An 18,778-nucleotide genomic window follows, 5' to 3' on the forward strand; every position below is an offset into this window, starting at 1 on the left:
TAATGCGCCGGACCACGTGGGCGGACGTCCGGATCGATGCCATAAGTCTTGCAAGCGCTTCTAAAAACTTCCGCGCGATGAGATCCGGCGTGATCGGCATGCAACTTCCTGAAAAAACCATGCATTGGATATTCGATTTCGAGACCGAGACTCTCGAGCAACGGCTGTTTCGGCAACAGAGCATTGGCGATTGCCCGTCCGCATCGAAAAATCGAAGGTGCCCCAAAACTCACGTAGAAGCCGAGAATGCATCGGCTCCAGACGTCGATGAGCAAGGTCACCCACGGTCGGCCCAGAGCCATACGGTGTGTGCTGTCGACAAGTATGACGTCGGCGGGGGTGTGATCCATCTGGACCACATCGAGCAAACCATCGCTGTGGTATTCCCCCGGGTGCGCCTCGTGGGCGGTACGCCGTTTCGAACCCATGAAACGAGCCTTCTGCGGCTCGCTTATCTCCCCGATTATCCGCTCGATCGTTCGAAAACTTGGAACGATCCCGGGATCGAAGCCGTAGTCGCCATTATCGGCGATCAGCAAATAACGCACCTGCTGCGCCGCTTCCCGAACACTGAGCGGCACTTTCGTCAGAACGATTTCTTCAATGAGGCCATCGATCGCCACGAGGACCTCTGGCGGCGCTTGTCTACTTCCTGGCTTTGGACCGCGCGGCCGTGAGGCCAGGCTCTCGGCAATGGGCTTGCTGCGATAGCGCCGCGCCAACTCCCGAATTCGCCGCTCGCCCAAGCCAGTTTCCCGGGCAATGACAGAAACAACGTCGGCCGCCAGCGGCGCGTCCAGCGGAACCAATTTGCGGAAAGTTTGATAGAGGTCCGCGCCGCGCGTTAGCGCAGCTTCCGAATACGCTGCCATTCTTGGCGGTTTGCGTTCGATCATAGGGAAATTTCCCTCTCTTTCGGCCGCGCAGACTGTCGTTTGTTTTGACCACCGTTGAAAGCAGAATCTTTTGTGCGTCATATTTGACTGTCACTTTATCGCGAGAATATGACTTTAATTCAATAGTTTACACCCGATGTTGGAAACTTTGTCGCGTGACACCTGCTCGCGGAGATGACCCGCAGCCGCTGGACGCCGCTCGCCGACGCGGCGCTGGGGCTGGAAAAAGCCTGTCTGGCGCTGCGCGATCCCGACAGCGCTGCCGCCGTCGAAACCGCAAAGGCCGCGATCGACGAGGCCGCGGCCCTGGTCGCGGCGCTCGAGCCGGCCCCCCTCCCCTTCACCGCTCTCGCCGCCCTCCACCGCGCCATCGGCCAGAGCCCGCGCTTCGCTCCCGCCGAGCGGACGACCGACACGATCGCGCTCGCGAACCGGCAAGTCGTGATCGAGCGGCCGCGCCCACCTTCCCCGCGCTGGGCGATCGAATGCGCCTTTGGTGCGCATCTCCAAGCCACCGGCGCCCATGGTGCGGCGCTGCCGCTGAACGGTCTGATCCGGCTCGACACGGTGCGCGCGGCCGACGTCGACGACAACCCGGCGCACGCCGCCATTGTTCAGGCCGAGGCGTTGCGCGATGTCCTGGAGCACCTCTACAGCCTGGTCGCGAAAGCCCGCGACACGCGCCAGGCGCTGGCCGATCGCTACCGTGCGAAGCGGGCGAATTCGCGCGTGCCCCAGCTCTATGGCCTCCTCGCCAGCTTCGGTCCGCTGCGGTCGTCGCAGATCGAGGCAGTGCTGGGCGTCACCCGCCTTGGGGTCCGGAAAATGCTGGAGGCCTTGTCGGAAGCCGGCGACCTGGCCATCGAAACCGTTTCGGGCGTCAAGCTCTACTCGGTCACGCGCGGCAGACCGTCCGTTCCCCCCACCGCCCTGGCCGACGAACCGAGCCAGTTTTCCAGCGAGGCGATCGAGGACTATGATGCCGCCCTCGCCAAGATCGACGCCTTGCTGGCACGCTATGACGATCAGTCGGACGACCAGGCCTGAAAACCGGCAAAAATTTTGCCCCCGCAAATGCCCCTTACAGCGCCAAAACGGGCGTAGGCCAGCCCAGACTTACGGCAGCGACCCCAAATCGCGCTGTACGGGCTTCTGAGGGCGATTTTGCCAACCGAGGCCGCCCGGCCCGCGATCATTCGTCCATTTTTGCGCCGATGCGCTGTTCATCGAGCGATAGAAGCCATAATTGTCTCCAGGCCCCGCGGGGCGACCGAGCGGCTCGCCCCGCGCTTCCGCGCGCTGGGCAATGGACAGATAGGTTTGCAACAGCATCGGCAAATCGGGTTCCCAGCGGCGGCCGCGCCTGGGCCTGTCGATAGCCGCCTCGATATCGATTCCCTCGACCCTCGGCTGCGGGCGCCGGAAGAACCCCCTCCCCTCCTTCGCAAGCTCGCTCCGGCTGAGCGCGACAAAGCGCTCGAAGCGCCGCGCCGGTTGCGCTCCGCTGCTGTGCCGCAAGGCCAGCAACCGGATCCGCTCGCTCGAAAAATGAAAACGGTTCGCGACGATGGTCTCGACATAGCGCCTGTACCGCTGCGGAGTGACGCCATCGTCGCCTTTGCGGAGAAATTCGATCACGGCCCGATTGTACGCGATCAGCCGCGCCGTCGGGCGCGCCGCGCGCACGATCTCGCGCGCGGCCGCCTCGAGGCGTCCCAGCATCGCCGCAAGGCTACCCTCCCGGCGCGGCCAGTCCCATGCCGGCATCACCGACAAGGGCAGCTGATGCTCGTGACACCACCAGCTCGCGCTCCATATCCAGTCCTTGCGGATATAGAGCGGCCGCCCTTCGGCGATCAGCCCGGACCAGCAGCAAGCGCAGCCATAGCGGCGCAGGGTCAGCGGCAATAGCCAATGCGCAGGCCCAGCGGCAAAACCGTCCATCACCGCATCGCGATCGACGTCCACCGCCCAGCCCAGCCCGGCAACGAGCCCGTCGAATGTTGCATGATGCCGCGCCGGCAGGCCGAGCTTACCCCTCGCGAGGTCATAATTTGCCAGATCGGGATCGACATCGAGATAGCGGAACAAGGTTCTCCGCGAGGTTTCGTGGCGGCGCACGATCCGGTCCAGCCACGAATCGAAGCCCTCCGCAGGCTGGGGGCGCACCCGGAACGCGAGCGGCGTGCGCTCCGGCGCTTCCGGCTTCATAAGAGCCGGTAGGGCGGAAAACGCTTCAGCGCATTGTCGATATCGTCGCGCCTAATGACGCTGCGACCATCGCTTTTCGCGACCTTGGCCGACCAGTGCAGGATCCGCTTGAAATTGCCCGTCACGCCATGGCTCGCAGTGCAAATCGGTTCGGCGAGATCGGGCTCGGCGAGCCGGTTAGGCTCGACAAGGCCCATGCCGCGCGCCAGCGCCCGGATCAGCCGCTGTGACGCCTCCCCCGGCTCCCACAGCGGCAAGCGCAGGATGATCGAGCGCGAGGCGAGTTCGACATCTTCGGAAAAAATATACTCGGCCACGTCCAGGCCCGCCACAACCAACGGCACATTGCCGGCGCTCATCAAATAGCGGAAAGTATCGAGCGTATCGCGGCGCGCCTTGCCGCTGGCCGTCAGAATCACATGGACATTGTCCACCGCGACAAGCCGGGTGCCCTGCTTGCCGAGCAGATCGACGACCCTGAGGTCCGCGACCTTGTGGGTCGTGCTGGTGACAGGCCAGCCTTGCTGCCACAGCAGAGCGAGATTGATCTTGAGCGAGGTCGGGCTTGAGGGGATGACCGTCCTCAGCACCGGCTGATAGCGCGCATCACCCCAATCGGGCGGCTCGGGAAAGTCCGCGGTCAGCCGCCGTTGCACTTCACGCAGGATCGAGGTCTTGCCCATGCCTGAATCGCCGACTAGGACGATGCACGTTGGCCGTTCCTCGGGATCGTCATGGGCCACGTCGACGATCGTCTCGACGGCATTGCGCGCTTCGTCAAAGGCGATCCAGAAGGGCAGCGATGGTGCTGGTCCCATCAGCCGATCCGGTCCCAGTCTTCGCCGAGTTCGGCCGCGGGTTTCCAGATCACGGGCTTGGCCGCCGGCGTTTTTGGACGCCGCAGATCGGCCACGGTCGCCCCCTCCCCTTCGCGGCGCTTGGCCTGGCGCCGCGCCTCCTTCGTGCGAACGCGGGCGCGGTGTATTTCCTGATTTGCGGCGGCCACCGCCCGCGCCGTCGCCGCGCGGCCGCCATCGGCCTGGTAGGCCCGCCCCAGCGCCCGCACGCCTGCCCTGGCGGCTTCCCAGTCCGCCTCCCAGACATCGGGATAGTCGCCGATAACCGGCAATTCGACATAGCGGCCATCGAGATCGGCGTAGACATGCTGAATCGTCCGCTCGTCCCAGCTGATTTCGATCTTTTGGCCGATCCGAACGGCAAGCTCCGGATGCCAGTAATGGCGATATTTGATCTGAATGCCCTTGGCATGGACCGTCAGCGACTTCGACGGCAGAAACTGGCGGAACAGCGCGTCGGAAGCGACCGACACGGGCAGCAGCGGGCCGTGCTTCGCCGCTTCGCGCGCCCACATCTGGGCCGGGCACAGGCCGCCCAGCGCGCTATGCGGCGCGTGATGATAGATCGCGATCTGGCACAAGAGCCAGCGCTCGAATTCTGCAAGCGTCATCGCCGCGTTCGCCTCGGCATCATAGCCGTCGCGCGCCGCCACATTCGATCCGGTCGCACCGGGCAAGAGCCGCAGCTTTCCAACCATCGTGCCGATCAGCCGCTCGATATGTCCGCCAAGGTGAGCCGGCCCGGGCCGCCGAACATCGGGGGCGATCCCGTTTCGGATACAGGCGCGCCTAAAAGCCTCCGAGCGATGCGGTTTGGCCTGATCGGCATGCCAGCGCCGGAAGAGGCCGTGCATCGGATAGCTGACGTCGACGCGCAGGTGGGAAAGGACCGGCTCTTTGGGCAACACAGCGCTCGCTACCGCCCGCCCGCACCGGAAGATCGAAGGGTCGCCGAAGCTCACATAATAGCCCAGAATCGACCGGGTCCAGATGTCGATGAGGAAGGTGATCCACGGTCTTCCGAGATGTTCGCGCCGCAGGCTATCGACCAGGATCACATCGCCCTTGGTATGATCCATCTGCACCAGATCGAGAAATCCCTCGCTGGCATATTCGCCGGGGTGCGGCTCATGCGCGCTCCGCGTCTTCGATCCCATCGTCGCTTTCGCCCAAACACGGCTCGGAATCTCGGCCAGCAGCCGCTCGATCGTCTTCTCGCTCGGGATCAGATCGGCGGGAAACCGATGATCTCCGTTATACGCGTGCAGCAGGCCCCAGATCTGCCGCGCCGCTTCCGCGCGCGATGGCGCGACCATCTTGAGCGCGATTTCGTCAATCAGCGTATCGATGGCGACCCTCACCTCGGGATCGATCCTGTGCGATCCGATAGCGGGTCCGCGCGGTTTTGGCGCCAGCGTTTCGGCAACGGGATGCAGCCGGAAGCGCGCGGCAAGTGTCCGTATCCGCCGCTCTTTGAGGCCGGTTGCCTCGGATATCGCCTGAACCTGCGCCGCAGTCACCGGGCCGCTAAGCGATATATGTCGCCGGAAATGCGGGTAGAGCGCCAGGCCCGTCTCGAGAGATTTGAGGCGCCGACGGGGCGCAGGAGACGGCTTGCGCTCAATCATGGAACGGGCTCCCCAACGATTTTTGCTGCCCGCGGAATGTAGCTTATTTTGTCTAAGGCCGCGACGTGCATATCGCCCTGGACAGATTTACTTGCAGCTCATTCGACATAATCTATTGATATTACTAGGCATTATGGAAATGCAGCCTATTCTGTCGGCTGACATCTGGACGAGTTCGCTGAATTTGACGGTTGGCGGCAAGCGCTGCTCTCAAACGAGCCGCTTGAATGGCGCGATGCTCTTCCCACGTCGGTGGTCGATCCACCCGGGGCGGCCGAGCACCCTCCCCTCATTCGTGCCATCGACCGTGTCCGGCAATATTCACGGCAACTCGGCACGATCACGCCCTGGCTTGGTCTACCCTTCTCCCTTCGTGATCAGGGTCTATCCCACGTCCCACTGCCCTGCCTCTGCGGCGGCGCCAAGGCTATGCGGCTGAAGCCGCGGCTGTCCGACGCGGACTGGCTGCCGATCGTGAGGTCGCTGCAACGTGCAGCCGCTGATGGGACTGAGCGGCTCGATCAACTCGAACGACTCTATCGTGACGCGCAGCGCGCGATCGTCAGCGAGTACAGACCGGGCGCCCTCCCCTCTTTGGCCGCTCTGACCATTCACCGTCCTCTTCTCTCACCGCAATTTGTCTCCGAGGCTCTCGGCCTCACTATAACTGGTGCGAGCAAGCTCCTCGAGCGCGGTGTCGGGTCTGGGTTGCTGGTCGAAGTCACGCGGCGTCGTTCCTGGCGCGTTTTCGTGGCCGGTGATCTCGCGGTGGCATTCGGATATGCCTCTCCCCAGCGCGGTCGACCGCGATTGGAGCCCCCTCCCCCACCTGCCGATCGAAGCCTCAGGCAGGTTTTCGACTCGTTCGATGAGCAGATGGCGGAGATCGATCGCCTTCTGTCCCGCTCTTGATCCAGCTATCGTCGCGATGAAGACGCCGTCGACGCGAGAGTCGCGTGCTGCGGTTTGGCCGATTTCCACCGTTTTCTCCCTGTGCCGCGTTATGTGCCGCGTGTTGTAACGCGCTGGGTGCCGCGATTGCGCTCTGCCTAGCGTTCGCGCGGCGCAGCGCGCTGGCGCGTGCGGCATCGCGAGCCGCAGCGCGTGCGCTTGTGCGTTTACTGGCGCTTGCGTCCTCGCTGCTAACGGCGCTTGCTGTTGCGCGTGTGCCATTCCCAGCGCGGTCAGTAGCGCGGTCGCCTTGCACCGCGCTTACACAGGCGCTATGAGAAGCGCAGATCAATTGTGCCGCGCTGCCTGTGCCACGTCACATGGGTGCCGCGCCCGCGACCCACAGGGAGCTATTTCGTGCCAGTCATCACTATCGCGCAGAGCAAGGGTGGAGCAGGCAAGACGACGCTTGCGCTTGCCCTCGCATCGGAATTCGAGGCACTGGGCGGCTCGGTGTTCATGCTCGACGCCGACCGTCAAAACAGCCTGTTGAACTGGCACCGGGATCGGATCGCAGCGGGCAGGGGAGGGGACTCGCGCATCGCCGTCGAGGACGCCTCGCAGCTGCGGGACTCGGATATCGGTGCCGCGATCGGACGAGCGCGCGAGGCGGCCCAGCTCGTCGTCGTCGATTCCGAGGGAACGTCGAACTTCAAGACCGCCTATGCCGCTATGGATTCCGACTTTGTCGTCATCCCGACACGGTCATCGCGGCTCGATCTCGAGCGAACCGTCGAAACCAGCGATATGCTCGAGAAAATGTGCCGCGGCGTCCCATACCGCGTGCTCATCACCCAGACAGGGCAGGTGGCCCGCTCCAAAGCCGAGTGGGAGATCGACGGTCAAATCAGGAAAGCTCTCCCGACCTTCACCGACCAGATGTTCACCCTCGACGCCTTTCGCGCCATGTCGAACTACCGGATGACCCTCGCTGAGGTCGAAGCTGCCAACCTCGCCAAGACGGAGAAAGCGCGCCGCATCGCGCAAAGCGTCCTCGCCGATATTCTCAGCGAAATTCAGAACAAGGAGGCAGTCGATGCCTGAAGAAAAAGCCGCCGTGAGCAGCATGGGCGACATCATCGGATCGACACGGCAGCGCCTGGAGCAGCCAGAAGCGCCCGCCGATCGTCTCCGCGGGCTCGTTGCCGCTACAGCCGCGCCCAAACCTGCCAGCACGCCGCCAGTCCAACGCGAACCCGCCGGATCGGCGCTCCCAGCCAACTATTTTCCGCAGGTTACTGCCGATCTCGGCGTCACACCCAAGCGCAAGCCCCATCGCGGTCCGGCCCGGTCGCTCCATATCAGCATGCGCCTGTCGCCTCCTGAGCGCGACCGCCTCGTGCGCTGGTGCGACGACCGCAACCTCAGCCTCCCGGACGGGATCATGGCGCTGATCGATCTGGCCGAAGGGGAGGGGAGGGCGCCCGAATAGGCCCGGTCTCGCTTTATGTGAGGAAACGGGGGAGGGCAGGCTATCCCTAAGGCCGGCCACGAAGCCCGACGAAACTTTTGCAGAAGCCTTCCCAGGATTTGTAGAGCGGCACGCCCGTCAGGGTCTTGAGCCGGTCGCCCATCTTCTCGCGAAACGCCCCGGCGATCAGATCCTTGTCCCAGCCGCCCCCGAAATCGGCCACAATCGTCAACAGGCGCTGATCCCCGCAGAAATGCATCGATCCAGTGGGGAAGGGCTTGCTCGACGGCAATGCCGCCACAGGGGCGGCCGCCGGAATGGCCGCGACCTCCTCGACGCTGCCATCGCGCCTGGCACGGCGTCCGACCTTGGGCCGATCGAGCTCCTTTGCCGTCTCTTCCTGCTCAACAGGGTCCTTGGGGCTGAAGGTCAGCTTGACCGCCTCGACCGGCCGGCCGCGCCCGGACCCCCGGATTTCTTCCCATTCCACGATGAAATCGGCGAGCTGGTCGATCTCCGCCTTCGATTTGACGAGCACGTCACGCCGAAACTCGGCGAAGTTCTTGAAGCTGCCGTCGGGCACACCCAGGCGTCGGCGCAGTTCATCGACGTTCATTTTGACGACGCGGTTCTGCCGATTGATGATCAGGCAGCCAAGATCGTACAAGGTGAGCGAATAGCGCGACTGGAGCGCAAGCATCACCCCGAGGTTCACCCGCGCATAGTAATCCGAACGCTGGATCACGCGCTTGAAGCTCTCTGAGAACTGAAACTCCACGACGCTCATGCCGTCTTCGGAGATTTCCTCGACGCAGCTCGACAGCAGCGACTGCGACATGATCGCAGGCTTACCCTTCTTCGAGGTGGTCCGGATACGGACGATCACGCGTAGCAGTTCGTCCATTACCGGCTGGATGCGCTCGTTACCCTTGTGCGAGCCGCGCAGTTCCTTCTTGGTGATCGTGAAAGTCTTGCTGTCTTCGCCGGCTTCCGGTCCCGCTTTCCGCAACATCAGTGCGAAAGCCTTTCTTCCGGCCGCACTCAACGACCCCGTCTCGAACTCGGATTCGACTAATTCCCCAGGTTTACTTACAAAGTCGAGGTCGCGGCGGCGAATCACGTCAGCAACCCGCAACGTCCGACTCAGACCCTCCAGGTCAGGCGGAACCTCGATTTCCACGGTGTCCGAATCGAGCTTCATGTGAGTTGCATACCATCAGCTTGTCATAATGAGAACCGCCCCCCGTTCACTCACATAGACGTGCCCCCAGACGCTCATAGAGACGTCGTTGGCCCATGCGATCACCAGCCCCCAAGCGCTCACATAAAGCCGCCGAGCCCTCGGCACGCGACTCGCGTTCCCGAGCCGAGTCGCGATCACTCCCCCGAAAACTCACATAAAAGATTCGTGTCGCGTGGCCGCGTCGAAGCGGCGAGCAGGGCCGCGCAGCGCGTGACCCCCGCCGACTCACATATAGATCTTCATATCATGTTGGTTTAATTGGCTTTTCTTGGCATCCCCCAATCGCTCACATAAAGGTGGAGAAATTCCTTATTTCGAACGCCCCATTTTCGCGGGCCGCCCCCGAGACCTCACGCAAAGATCCGCACGCCTCGGCCACGATCCCCCAATCGCTCACATAAAAGAGCATCTCCGATGTCGGCGATCTTCCCCGAAGCAAAAACATACGGGGATTCAGGGATTTCCCGGCAGCTCTTTAGCCCGTTTCGCCTGAGTCCCCCGAGAACTCACATTGTCCCCCGATCACTCAGGCTCCAGCCCCCCCTGGCTCGCACAGACGCCCCCGAGCCCTCACACTGAAGCCCCCGTCTCCTCACAAGGAGAGCACTCAACCTATTGGTTTACCGTCGTAAACGGCCCCTGAATCTTAGAATCAATGAATCTATGAAGCTCCCGCGCTCCGCTTGGGCGTTTTTAAGATTTGATTCTTCAAGAGGAGCAGAACGACCGTCCCGCAAAGCCGGTTAGCTGCGCCCCAGGATAAGGTGAGCCGGCAGAGAGGCAAGGGGGAGCATGGGCCGCGAAAGGAACTGCCAATGGCCCTTGTCGCGCTCAGACCAACCCAGGACCTCATCGATCTAGTCGGCTCGCTCGGGGGAACCTGGCACGGACGCACCGCGATGTGTCCGTGTCCCGCCCACGCCGACAGCACGCCCAGCCTCTCCATTCGCCAAGGCAACCAGGGTATTCTCGTCACCTGCTTTGCCGGCTGCGACCGGGAAGATGTTCTGCGTGAGCTTCGGCGGGTCCCGAGCCGTGGTCGCTTCGCCTACACCGACACGCCCACCGCGCGGTCCGGCAACGCCGAGCGGCTCTGGGACGAGGCGCTCCCTCTCGATGGCACGCTCGCCGAGCGCTATCTTCGCCTGCGACATCTCTGGCCTGTAACCCATGACCTGCGCTTCCACCCGCGCTGCCCCTATCGGCCCAAGCCGTGGACGACCTATCATCCTGCGCTGATGGTCGCGGTGCGGGAAGGGCGGCGCCTGACTGCCGTCCAGCGGATATTCCTCGACCCGTTGACAGCCCGATATCGGATGAAGCTGATGCTCGGCCGGCCGGGGCAAGGCGCATGGCAGGGAGGAGGGCAGGCAGTTCCTGTGCTGGCGCTGGCCGAGGGCTTCGAAACCGCGCGCGCCTTCACCATCCTCCACGACATACCTTGCTGGACGAGCCTTGGAGCCCGCCGGCTCGACCAGCTCCTGCTTCCGTCATCGCTGACCTCGCTGATCCTGGCCGTCGACAACGATGCCGAAGGCGCGATCGCGGCAGAGCGGGCAGCCCTGCGTTACGCCAGGCCGGATCTCGCGATCACCCCCATGCCCCCCAAGGGCGTCAAGGACTGGGCCAAGGTTCTCGAGATGAGCCGGCGATGACCAGGGTCTCGCCAACGGCAGCCTGGCATTGGCGCGGCACCTTGGGAAACTTCCTGATTGCCGGAGGCAACGCGGGAGAGGAAGGCAATGTCCGGAGGAGCGCATGGCACGCATTGCGATCATCGATGGACACCCCGATACTGATCGGGCGCGCTTCGTTCACGCGCTGGCGGATGCCTATGCGGCGGGTGCCGAGGCAGGCATCCACGAAGTCCGCAGGATCGATATCGCGTCCCTGGATTTTCCGATTTTGCGCTCGGCCAAAGAATGGCGCGAGGCCAATCCTGTAGACACGATCCACACGGCGCAAATCGACATTCGGTGGGCCGACCATCTCGTGATCCTCTATCCGCTTTGGCTCGGCGACGTGCCCGCTCTCCTCAAAGCCTTCCTCGAGCAGGTCATGCGGCCCGGCTTTGCGATCGATGAAACCGAACCTGATCAGCCAGCAAGACTGCTCGGTGGCTGGTCGGCGCGTATCATCGTGACGATGGGGATGCCCGCACCTTTCTATCGGTTCTTCTACCGGGCCCATAGCCTCAAGAGCCTCGACCGCAATCTGCTCCGCCTCGTCGGCATCGCACCCGTTCGCTATTCGATCATCGGCGGCGTCGAGAAGGGTGGCGGACACCGGAAACACTGGCTGCACTGCGTCCGCCAGCTTGGCCGGGACGCCCGATAGCACTGGTTCGGAAACTGTCGGCGAACCCAAGGCTTTCCGCGATAGCGTAGCCGGCCCCTGCCAACCACCGCGCGACTGGGCAAAGGGAAGGGGGATCGAAGGATTGATGCTGCCGATGGGGCAGCCAGTCCGGAGACCCCACCATGTCCGATCTCTTCGATACCGCCACCGCGGCCGAACGCCGCGCGGCCACGCTTCTCATCGACCGCCTCAGGTCGACGGACCCGATCACCCGGGCCGACCTCAATACGGCGATGATCGAAGGCTATGGCGGGACCGACGCGGACGGGCTCTGGACCCAGCGCGACAGCTTCGAGATTCTCGAGCATGCGCTCGCCCACCACCTCCAGTTCGGTCCCTATCCGCTGACCTCGCTCGATGACGTGATTGCGGCCTGCGACCTGCTCGACCGGCTGCCCACCCAGACCGTTCGCAGCGAAGATCAGATCGAATGGCAGCAGTTCTCGACGCCCGTCGATCTTGCCGCGGTGGCGGTTGTCCTCGCCAATATCCAGAGCGACGATGTGATCCTCGAGCCGAGCGCCGGCAATGGGCTCCTCGTGGCGCATTGCCGCGACTTCGGCTCCCTCCAGCTCAACGAATATGCGTCGGGCCGCCGGGCGCGTCTCGCCGATGTCTTCCCCGACGCGACCGTCACTGGCCACGACGGCGCCACGATCAACTCGAGCCTGGCGGCAGCGGCGCGCCCCAGCCTGATCCTCATGAACCCGCCATTCTCCCGGTCGGTCGGGCTGGGCGCGGACGCACACGCCGCTGTCCGACATCTCCAGGCAGCCCTTCGCCGACTGCAGGCCGGCGGCCGTTTGGTTGCAATCATGCCCGACTGGTTCGGACCCAATGCCCGGATGCGCGATCTCTTCGAGACCACGCTGCGCGATGTCAGCGTGCGGACCTCGGTGCGGCTCGAGAAATGCTATCTGAAGCACGGCACCAGCATCGCGGTCCGGCTGTTCGAGATCGACAAGGTCCCCGGCACGACCATTCCCGCGACGATCCAGCGCACCTCCATCCGCGAGCTCATCGGCGCGCTCACGATCCACGAACGCGCGACCCTCGCAGCGCCATCGGCGCCGACTCCCAAGCGATCGAGCAGCCCCTCGCTGTTCCGCGCCATGAAGAGCAATCGCGCGCAGCCGCGGCCCTATCACGCTCCGGTGCGCAACAACGTACTGCCTGTCGACTACGCGCCGCTCGACACGCCGGCACCGCTGCTCGACCAGGTCGGTGTCTATCTTCCCTATCGTCCGAGCCGGATCACCTTCGACGCCGCCGGCGAACATCCGACTGCCCTGGTCGAATCCGTCGCGATGGGCTCGATCGCGGCGCCGATCCCGGCCTATGTGCCGCGGCTCCCCGAACGCACTGTCTCCGAACGCCTGCTGTCGGCCTCGCAGCTCGAAACCGTCGTCTATGCGGGACATGCCTGGGACCAGTTTCTACCGGGGAAGTTCAGGCCCGCCAAGGAAGGCGTCGGCCTTGAGGAAGCGCAGGATGGCCGCGCCTATCGCATGGGCTATTTCCTCGGCGACGGGACCGGGGCGGGGAAGGGGCGGCAGGTCGCCGCGTGCATCCTCGACAGCTGGCTCGCCGGCCGCCGCCGGAACATCTGGATTTCGAAGAACGAGGCGCTGCTCGAAGACGCGCGGCGTGACTGGACCGCGCTCGGTGGTCTCGCGGCCGACATCCAGCCCCTCTCCAACTGGAAGATCGACCAGGCGATACCGCTGGAGCAGGGCGTGCTCTTCGTCACCTACCCGACGCTTCGTTCGGCACGCGGTGACCACAGCCGCCTCCAGCAGGTCATCGACTGGGCAGGCGACGACTTCGAAGGCGTGATCGGCTTCGACGAAGCGCATGAGATGGGCGGCGTCGCCGGCGGCGAAGGGGCGCTCGGCAAGAAGGAGGGCTCGCAGCAGGGCATCTCCGGGGTCCTGCTCCAGAACCATCTGCCCGGCGCGCGCGTGCTCTACGCCTCGGCAACCGGCGCCTCCGACGTCAACAACCTCGCCTATGCCGTGCGGCTGGGCCTGTGGGGGCCGGAAACCGCCTTCAGCAACCGCGAGCAGTTCATCTCCGGCATCCGCAAGGGCGGCATCGCCGCGATGGAGCTCGTCGCTCGCGATCTGAAGGCGCTCGGCCTCTACACCGCCCGCGCGCTCAGCTTTGCCGGCGTCGAATATGACATCCTGCGGCATGAACTGACGCGCGAGCAGATCGCGATCTACGACGCCTATGCCGACGCCTGGGGAATCATCCACCGCAACATGGAGCATGCCCTCGAATTGACGGCTGTGGTCGACGGGCTCGAAAATGCGACGCTCAACAGCGGCGCCAAGGCGTCGGCGCGCTCGCGGTTCGAGTCGACCAAGCAGCGCTTCTTCGGCCAGCTCCTCCTCAGCATGAAACTCCCGACCGTGATCGCGGCGGCGAAGGCGCATCTCTCAGCGGGCCAATCGGTGGTCCTTCAGCTGGTCACGACCGCGGAATCGATCCTGGATCGGCGGCTTGGCGACCTCTCGCCCGACGAGCGGGCGAACCTGGAAATTGATCTCAGCCCCCGTGAGTACATCATCGATTACCTCGAGCGTGCCTTCCCGACCCGGCAGATGCGCGTCTTCAAGGATGATACCGGCACGCCGCGCTCACTTCCGATGGTGAATGACGACGGGCACCCGGTCTACAATCCCGAGGCCCAGGCCGCACGCGACGCGCTGATCGAGACGCTCTGCGCCATGCCCCCGATCATGTCGGCGCTCGATGCGCTGCTCGAGCATTTCGGCCATGACAATGTCGCCGAGGTCACCGGTCGCACCAAGCGGCTCATCACCGCAAGCGACGGGCGCCAGAAGCTCGAAAGCCGCTCGGCGCGGACCAGCCAGGCGGAGGCCGCGGCCTTCATGGCCGGCAAAAAGCGGATGCTGGTCTTCTCCGACGCCGGCGGTACGGGCCGCAGCTATCATGCCTCGCTCGACGTCATGAACCAGGAACAGCGCGTCCACCTGCTCCTCGAACCCGGTTGGCGCGCCGATCGCGCGATCCAGGGGCTCGGCCGAACCCACCGAACCCATCAGGCGACAACGCCGCTGTTCCGGCCGGTGACCACCGACTGCAAGGGCGAGCTGCGCTTCACCAGCACGATCGCGCGGCGCCTCGACAGCCTCGGGGCGCTGACGCGCGGCCAGCGGCAGACGGGCGGGCAGGGGCTCTTCGACCCGGCCGACAATCTCGAAAGCGAATATGCCTGCGCCGCGCTCCTCTCCTGGTTCGACCTGCTCGCGGCCGGCAAGCTCTCGAGCACCACGCTTGACGACTTCCAGCATCGCACCGGCCTGGAGCTCTGCGACAAGGATGGCGTCCTCAAGGACGAGATGCCGCCCATCCAGCGCTGGCTGAATCGCATCCTCGCCCTGCCGATCGCGCTGCAGAACAATATCTTCGACGAATTCCTGTCGCTGATCGAAACCCGCGTCTCGGCCGCGCGCGAAGCCGGCCGCCTCGATGTCGGCGTCGAGACGATCCTCGTCGACAAGGCCACGCTGATCGACGACGTGGTGCTGCGGACCGATCCCCGCACGGGCGCAACCTCGCATCTGCTCACCATCGAGATCGCGCGACGCCGCAACCCGGTCTCGCTCGAGCGCATCCTGCGGATCGCCGACGGCGATGCCAGTGCCGGCTTCATGATCAACCGCAAGTCGGGCAAGGTTGCGCTCAGGACACGGGCGCGTTCGCTCATGGAGGAAAAGGAGGGCACGCCGATCCCCCGCGTCGAGATGATGCGGCCCACGCGCAACGAATATATGCGCGAGGACGATCTCTACGAATCCTCCTGGGAGGAGGTGACGCGCGACGCCTTCACGGCAACCTGGTCGGACGAGGTGGAGGCCGCCCGGCAGACCGTCGACAGCGAGACGATCCGGCTCGCGACGGGCCTGCTTCTGCCGATCTGGTCGGCGCTGCCGAGCGATCATATGGCGGTGAACCGCATCGTCGATGGCGAAGGGCACTCCTGGCTCGGCCGTCTCGTGTTCGACGATCACGTGCCTCAGCTGTTCACCAAGCTCGGCATCGATCGTTCCGAGGCGCTGCCGGCGGACGCCGTCGCCAAGGCGGTCACGTCCGGGCGCAGCGTCGACGTCTCACATCCGTTCCCGCTCACCATCAAGCGCTCGGTCGTCAACGGCTCCCAGCGGATCGAACTCGTGGGTTGCCCGCACGACCGCTTGCCCTGGCTCAAGTCGATCGGCTGCTTCACCGAGGTGATCCAGTATCGCACGCGCATGTTCGTGCCGATGGCGACCGCGGAAGCCGTCCTCGGTCAGCTTCTCGCCTAGCGATGGAGCGGGGGGCTCGCAGTTGTAAACTCGTGTAAAATCACAAGAAATGGACGGCGCGATGTGGCGGATTGCCCGAAAATAACCTATCAGGCTCGTTGCGGGCAAATAACGATAGTGTAACAGGAAGATCATGCCGTGACGGACGTGGATTCCTCGTCTCGCGGCGAGGTACAGCCTTACATTCGCCCCGATAGCGAGATCGTTCGGGAGATGCGCGCACTAAGGGGATTCATCGACGAGGCCCGCTCCGCCCGCACCCTCGATCCGCTCTTCGGCTATCTCTATGACGCGATCGAGCGGCGAACGCCCGAGCAGGTTTGGACCGAAGCGGCATGCGGTCCGCGCTGTGCCTGGTGTTGCCACACCCGCGTCTCGGCGACAGCGCCGGAAATCCTCTTCCTCGCGCGAAATCTGCCCACCGGCGTGACGGATGGCATTCCGGCATTGGCCAGGCGGCGCCGTGAGGGCTGGGATAAACCGCTCCTGGAGAGTCTGGCGCCCTGCGCGGTCCTCGCCGATGGTCTCTGCACGGCGCATCCCAGCCGTCCGATCGTCTGCCGCACCACCATGTCGCTCGACGCGGACCAGTGCCGGCTCGCCTGCAGCCTTCCGGACGAAGCCGTCATCCCCTCTGCGCTCGCATCGGTCGCCCTGCGCGCAGCCTATGAAATCGCGCTTCAGGGAGCGCTCCTCAACGCCGGTTATTGCACCGACAGGTTCGATCTTGCGACCGCGCTTGCCGATGCGGTTTCGCATCCGGATGCGGAATCGGCGTGGCTCGCCGGCGGCGACGTCTTTCCCTCCGCGCTCCGGGTCGAACAGGACGGCTATCTCGACGAGCCGGTGAGACGCGCCCTCTACGAGGCAGCGTTTGATCCCGGCGTTAGCACGGTCTGAGCGCCGCCCCGGGGACCGCACCCAGACCTCCGGGCAGGCGCTATGCGAGCGCCTTCGTCCAGATCCTTCCCAATCGGGCGGCGAAACCGCGCGGATCGGCCGGAAGCTCACCATCGGCAATCCGCGCCTCGTCGAGAAGCAGCCGAGCCGAGTCCTCGCGCAGGTCCGCATCTGCAGCAAGGCCGGCAAGCTTCTGCACAAGATCGTGACGAGGGTTGATCTCCAACACGGGCCGTGCCGCCGTCCCGCCACGCCCAGAGGCTGCCAGCAGCTTCTCGAGCTGTCTGTCCATTCCGTGTTCGGGCGCAACCAGGCATGCCGCGCTTTCGGTGAGTCGCTCGGAGGCCCGCACGTCCGACACCTCGTCCTTGAGCACCTCCTTCACGAACTCGATGAAGCCGGAAACCTCATCGGACGTGGAGGCGGCCGGCGCATCGCCTTCGGTCAAAGGTATGAGCCCGAGATCGGCCGAGCCCTGCGTCACGGACTTGAAGGGCTTCCCTTCGAAGTCCAGTCCCGCGGTCACCCAGAAACTGTCCACCTGATCCGTCAGCAGCAGCACCTCTATCCCGCGAGCCCGGAAGCCCTCGAGCTGAGGCGAGGACGCCAGACGATCGAGATCGGGTCCGGTCGCATAGTAGATCGCCGTCTGGTTTTCCTTGATCGCCGCGACATAGTCCTTCAGCGAACGCCACTCGGTGCCGGAGGTCGTCGTCTTGAAGCGCGCCAGACCCAGCAGCGTTTCGCGCCGGCCATAGTCCTCGTACAGCCCCTCCTTCAGCACCGCCCCGAAATTCATCCAGAATTGCTGGTAAGCATCGGCGTCATTCGTCGAGAGCTTCTCGAGCTCCGACAGCAGCCGGTTCGCCACGCCCTTCTGGATCGCGGCCAGCACGGGGCTCTCCTGGATCATCTCCCGCGACACGTTCAGGGGAATGTCGCTGGAGTCGACGAGACCGCGCACGAACCGGAGGTAACGAGGCAGGATTTCGGCTTCGTCGGTGATGAAGACCCGTTTGACATAGAGCTTCATCCGCCCGTGACGTTCCGGGTCGAACAGGTCGAAAGGCTTCATCTCCGGAATGAAGGCGAGGACGGAATATTCGTGCAGACCCTCGGCCCGATAGTGCAGCGTAAGCGCAGGCTTGTCGAACTGCCCGGCCACGCTGCGGTAGAAGTCGGTGTAATCCTCTTCGCTAATTTCGGACTTTGGCTTCGTCCAAAGGGCGGCGCCGTCGCCTATCTGGACCGGCTCAGCATCGGGCTTCTCCAGCAGGAAGATCGGCACGGGGACGTGGCCCGACTGCGCCTTGATGATCCCTTCGGAGTTGAAGCGCTGCGCATATTGGGCCGCGTCTTCCTTGAGCTCCAGCACGACCCGGGTGCCATGCGTGGGGGCATCCGCAAGCTCGGCAATCTCGACGCTGTAGGTCCCAAGACCGTCCGACGACCAATGCGCCGCGGTATCCCCACCGGCCCTTCGCGAGAACACGTCGACTTTGTCGGCGACCATGAACGCCGAATAGAAACCGACGCCGAACTGCCCAATCAGCTGCGCGCCTTCAGCGTCTTTCGCCGAAGCGACGCGTTCCATGAAGGCTTTGGTCCCCGATCGCGCAATCGTGCCGAGCGCCTCGATCATCTCGGCCTCGTTCATGCCGATGCCATTGTCCTCGACGATGAGCCGCCGCTGGTCGGGGTCGAGTGTCACTGTGATCCGCGGGAGTTCGCCCGAGCCCAATTCGGGATGGCTCAGCATTTCATAGCGAAGCTTCTCGCAGGCATCGGCGGCGTTCGAGATGAGTTCGCGCAGGAACACATCTTTGTCCGAATAGACCGAGTGCACCATGAGGTGCAGCAGCTTGGCAACGTCCGTTTCGAAGGAACGGGTTTCAGGCGCAGCATCCAACGTCGTCGTCATGGCTTCTTTCCACAATCTCCTGGGTTTCGATCGCCGATCAGATGGCGAGACCGCCAAATGCTTTCAAG

General features: G+C 64.1%; 14 protein-coding genes. 9 read left to right on the plus strand and 5 right to left on the minus strand.

What is annotated here, in order from left to right; genetic code table 11:
- Positions 1-2: 2 nt before the first annotated feature.
- Complete coding sequence (locus LUA85_RS17535; RefSeq protein ID WP_231471608.1) at positions 3-677, plus strand: hypothetical protein; 675 nt, start codon at positions 3-5, stop codon at positions 675-677.
- Between the two features lie 393 nt (positions 678-1,070).
- Positions 1,071-1,943 carry a hypothetical protein gene (locus LUA85_RS17540; protein WP_231471609.1) on the plus strand — a complete coding sequence of 291 codons (873 nt, stop codon included), beginning with the start codon at positions 1,071-1,073 and terminating at the stop codon, positions 1,941-1,943.
- Between the two features lie 69 nt (positions 1,944-2,012).
- On the opposite strand, the gene LUA85_RS17545 is transcribed toward LUA85_RS17540, so the two are convergent.
- From LUA85_RS17545 to LUA85_RS17555, 3 genes are read right to left on the minus strand one after another with little or no spacing between them, the layout of a single operon-like run.
- Positions 2,013-3,107 (minus strand): hypothetical protein, encoded by a 1,095-nt coding sequence (locus tag LUA85_RS17545; RefSeq protein WP_047867034.1) that lies wholly within the window; start codon positions 3,105-3,107, stop codon positions 2,013-2,015.
- On the minus strand, positions 3,104-3,925 hold the full coding sequence (locus tag LUA85_RS17550) for a TniB family NTP-binding protein (protein WP_047867035.1): 822 nt from the start codon (positions 3,923-3,925) through the stop codon (positions 3,104-3,106). Before LUA85_RS17550 ends, LUA85_RS17545 begins: the two co-directional genes overlap by 4 nt.
- The gene (locus LUA85_RS17555; protein WP_047867036.1) at positions 3,925-5,592 is read right to left on the minus strand and encodes a Mu transposase C-terminal domain-containing protein; all 1,668 of its coding nucleotides are present in this window, start codon (positions 5,590-5,592) and stop codon (positions 3,925-3,927) included. Before LUA85_RS17555 ends, LUA85_RS17550 begins: the two co-directional genes overlap by 1 nt.
- 252 nt (positions 5,593-5,844) lie before the next feature.
- On the opposite strand from LUA85_RS17555, the gene LUA85_RS17560 reads away from it, so the two are divergent.
- The 3 genes from LUA85_RS17560 (at position 5,845) to LUA85_RS17570 (ending at position 7,975) form a co-directional block, all read left to right on the plus strand.
- Positions 5,845-6,504: a hypothetical protein gene (locus tag LUA85_RS17560; protein ID WP_231471610.1), complete on the plus strand. Its 660-nt coding sequence runs from the start codon at positions 5,845-5,847 to the stop codon at positions 6,502-6,504.
- A 396-nt stretch (positions 6,505-6,900) separates the two neighbouring features.
- Positions 6,901-7,587: a ParA family protein gene (locus tag LUA85_RS17565; RefSeq protein ID WP_047867037.1), complete on the plus strand. Its 687-nt coding sequence runs from the start codon at positions 6,901-6,903 to the stop codon at positions 7,585-7,587.
- Entirely contained in the window at positions 7,580-7,975 is a 396-nt protein-coding gene (locus tag LUA85_RS17570; RefSeq protein WP_231471611.1) for a hypothetical protein, read from the plus strand. Before LUA85_RS17565 ends, LUA85_RS17570 begins: the two co-directional genes overlap by 8 nt.
- A 46-nt stretch (positions 7,976-8,021) precedes the next feature.
- Here LUA85_RS17570 and LUA85_RS17575 read toward each other — a convergent pair whose 3' ends face one another.
- On the minus strand, positions 8,022-9,155 hold the full coding sequence (locus LUA85_RS17575; RefSeq protein ID WP_047867039.1) for a replication initiation protein: 1,134 nt from the start codon (positions 9,153-9,155) through the stop codon (positions 8,022-8,024).
- An 857-nt stretch (positions 9,156-10,012) separates the two neighbouring features.
- On the opposite strand from LUA85_RS17575, the gene LUA85_RS17580 reads away from it, so the two are divergent.
- From LUA85_RS17580 to LUA85_RS17595, 4 genes are all read left to right on the plus strand, one after another.
- The gene (locus tag LUA85_RS17580) at positions 10,013-10,852 is read left to right on the plus strand and encodes a toprim domain-containing protein (protein ID WP_047867040.1); all 840 of its coding nucleotides are present in this window, start codon (positions 10,013-10,015) and stop codon (positions 10,850-10,852) included.
- A 103-nt stretch (positions 10,853-10,955) separates the two neighbouring features.
- Positions 10,956-11,534 carry an NAD(P)H-dependent oxidoreductase gene (locus LUA85_RS17585; protein WP_047867041.1) on the plus strand — a complete coding sequence of 193 codons (579 nt, stop codon included), beginning with the start codon at positions 10,956-10,958 and terminating at the stop codon, positions 11,532-11,534.
- Between the two features lie 143 nt (positions 11,535-11,677).
- On the plus strand, positions 11,678-15,889 hold the full coding sequence (locus LUA85_RS17590) for a strawberry notch family protein (RefSeq protein ID WP_231471612.1): 4,212 nt from the start codon (positions 11,678-11,680) through the stop codon (positions 15,887-15,889).
- 138 nt (positions 15,890-16,027) lie between these two features.
- Positions 16,028-16,789, plus strand: a complete 762-nt coding sequence (locus LUA85_RS17595) for a YkgJ family cysteine cluster protein (protein ID WP_066766771.1) — start codon at positions 16,028-16,030, stop codon at positions 16,787-16,789.
- 40 nt (positions 16,790-16,829) lie between these two features.
- Here LUA85_RS17595 and htpG read toward each other — a convergent pair whose 3' ends face one another.
- Positions 16,830-18,710 carry a molecular chaperone HtpG gene (htpG, locus tag LUA85_RS17600; protein WP_066766766.1) on the minus strand — a complete coding sequence of 627 codons (1,881 nt, stop codon included), beginning with the start codon at positions 18,708-18,710 and terminating at the stop codon, positions 16,830-16,832.
- Between the last annotated feature and the right edge of the window lie 68 nt (positions 18,711-18,778).

Origin of the sequence: Novosphingobium sp. CECT 9465 (assembly GCF_920987055.1) — a bacterium.
Taxonomy (GTDB): Bacteria; Pseudomonadota; Alphaproteobacteria; order Sphingomonadales; family Sphingomonadaceae; genus Novosphingobium.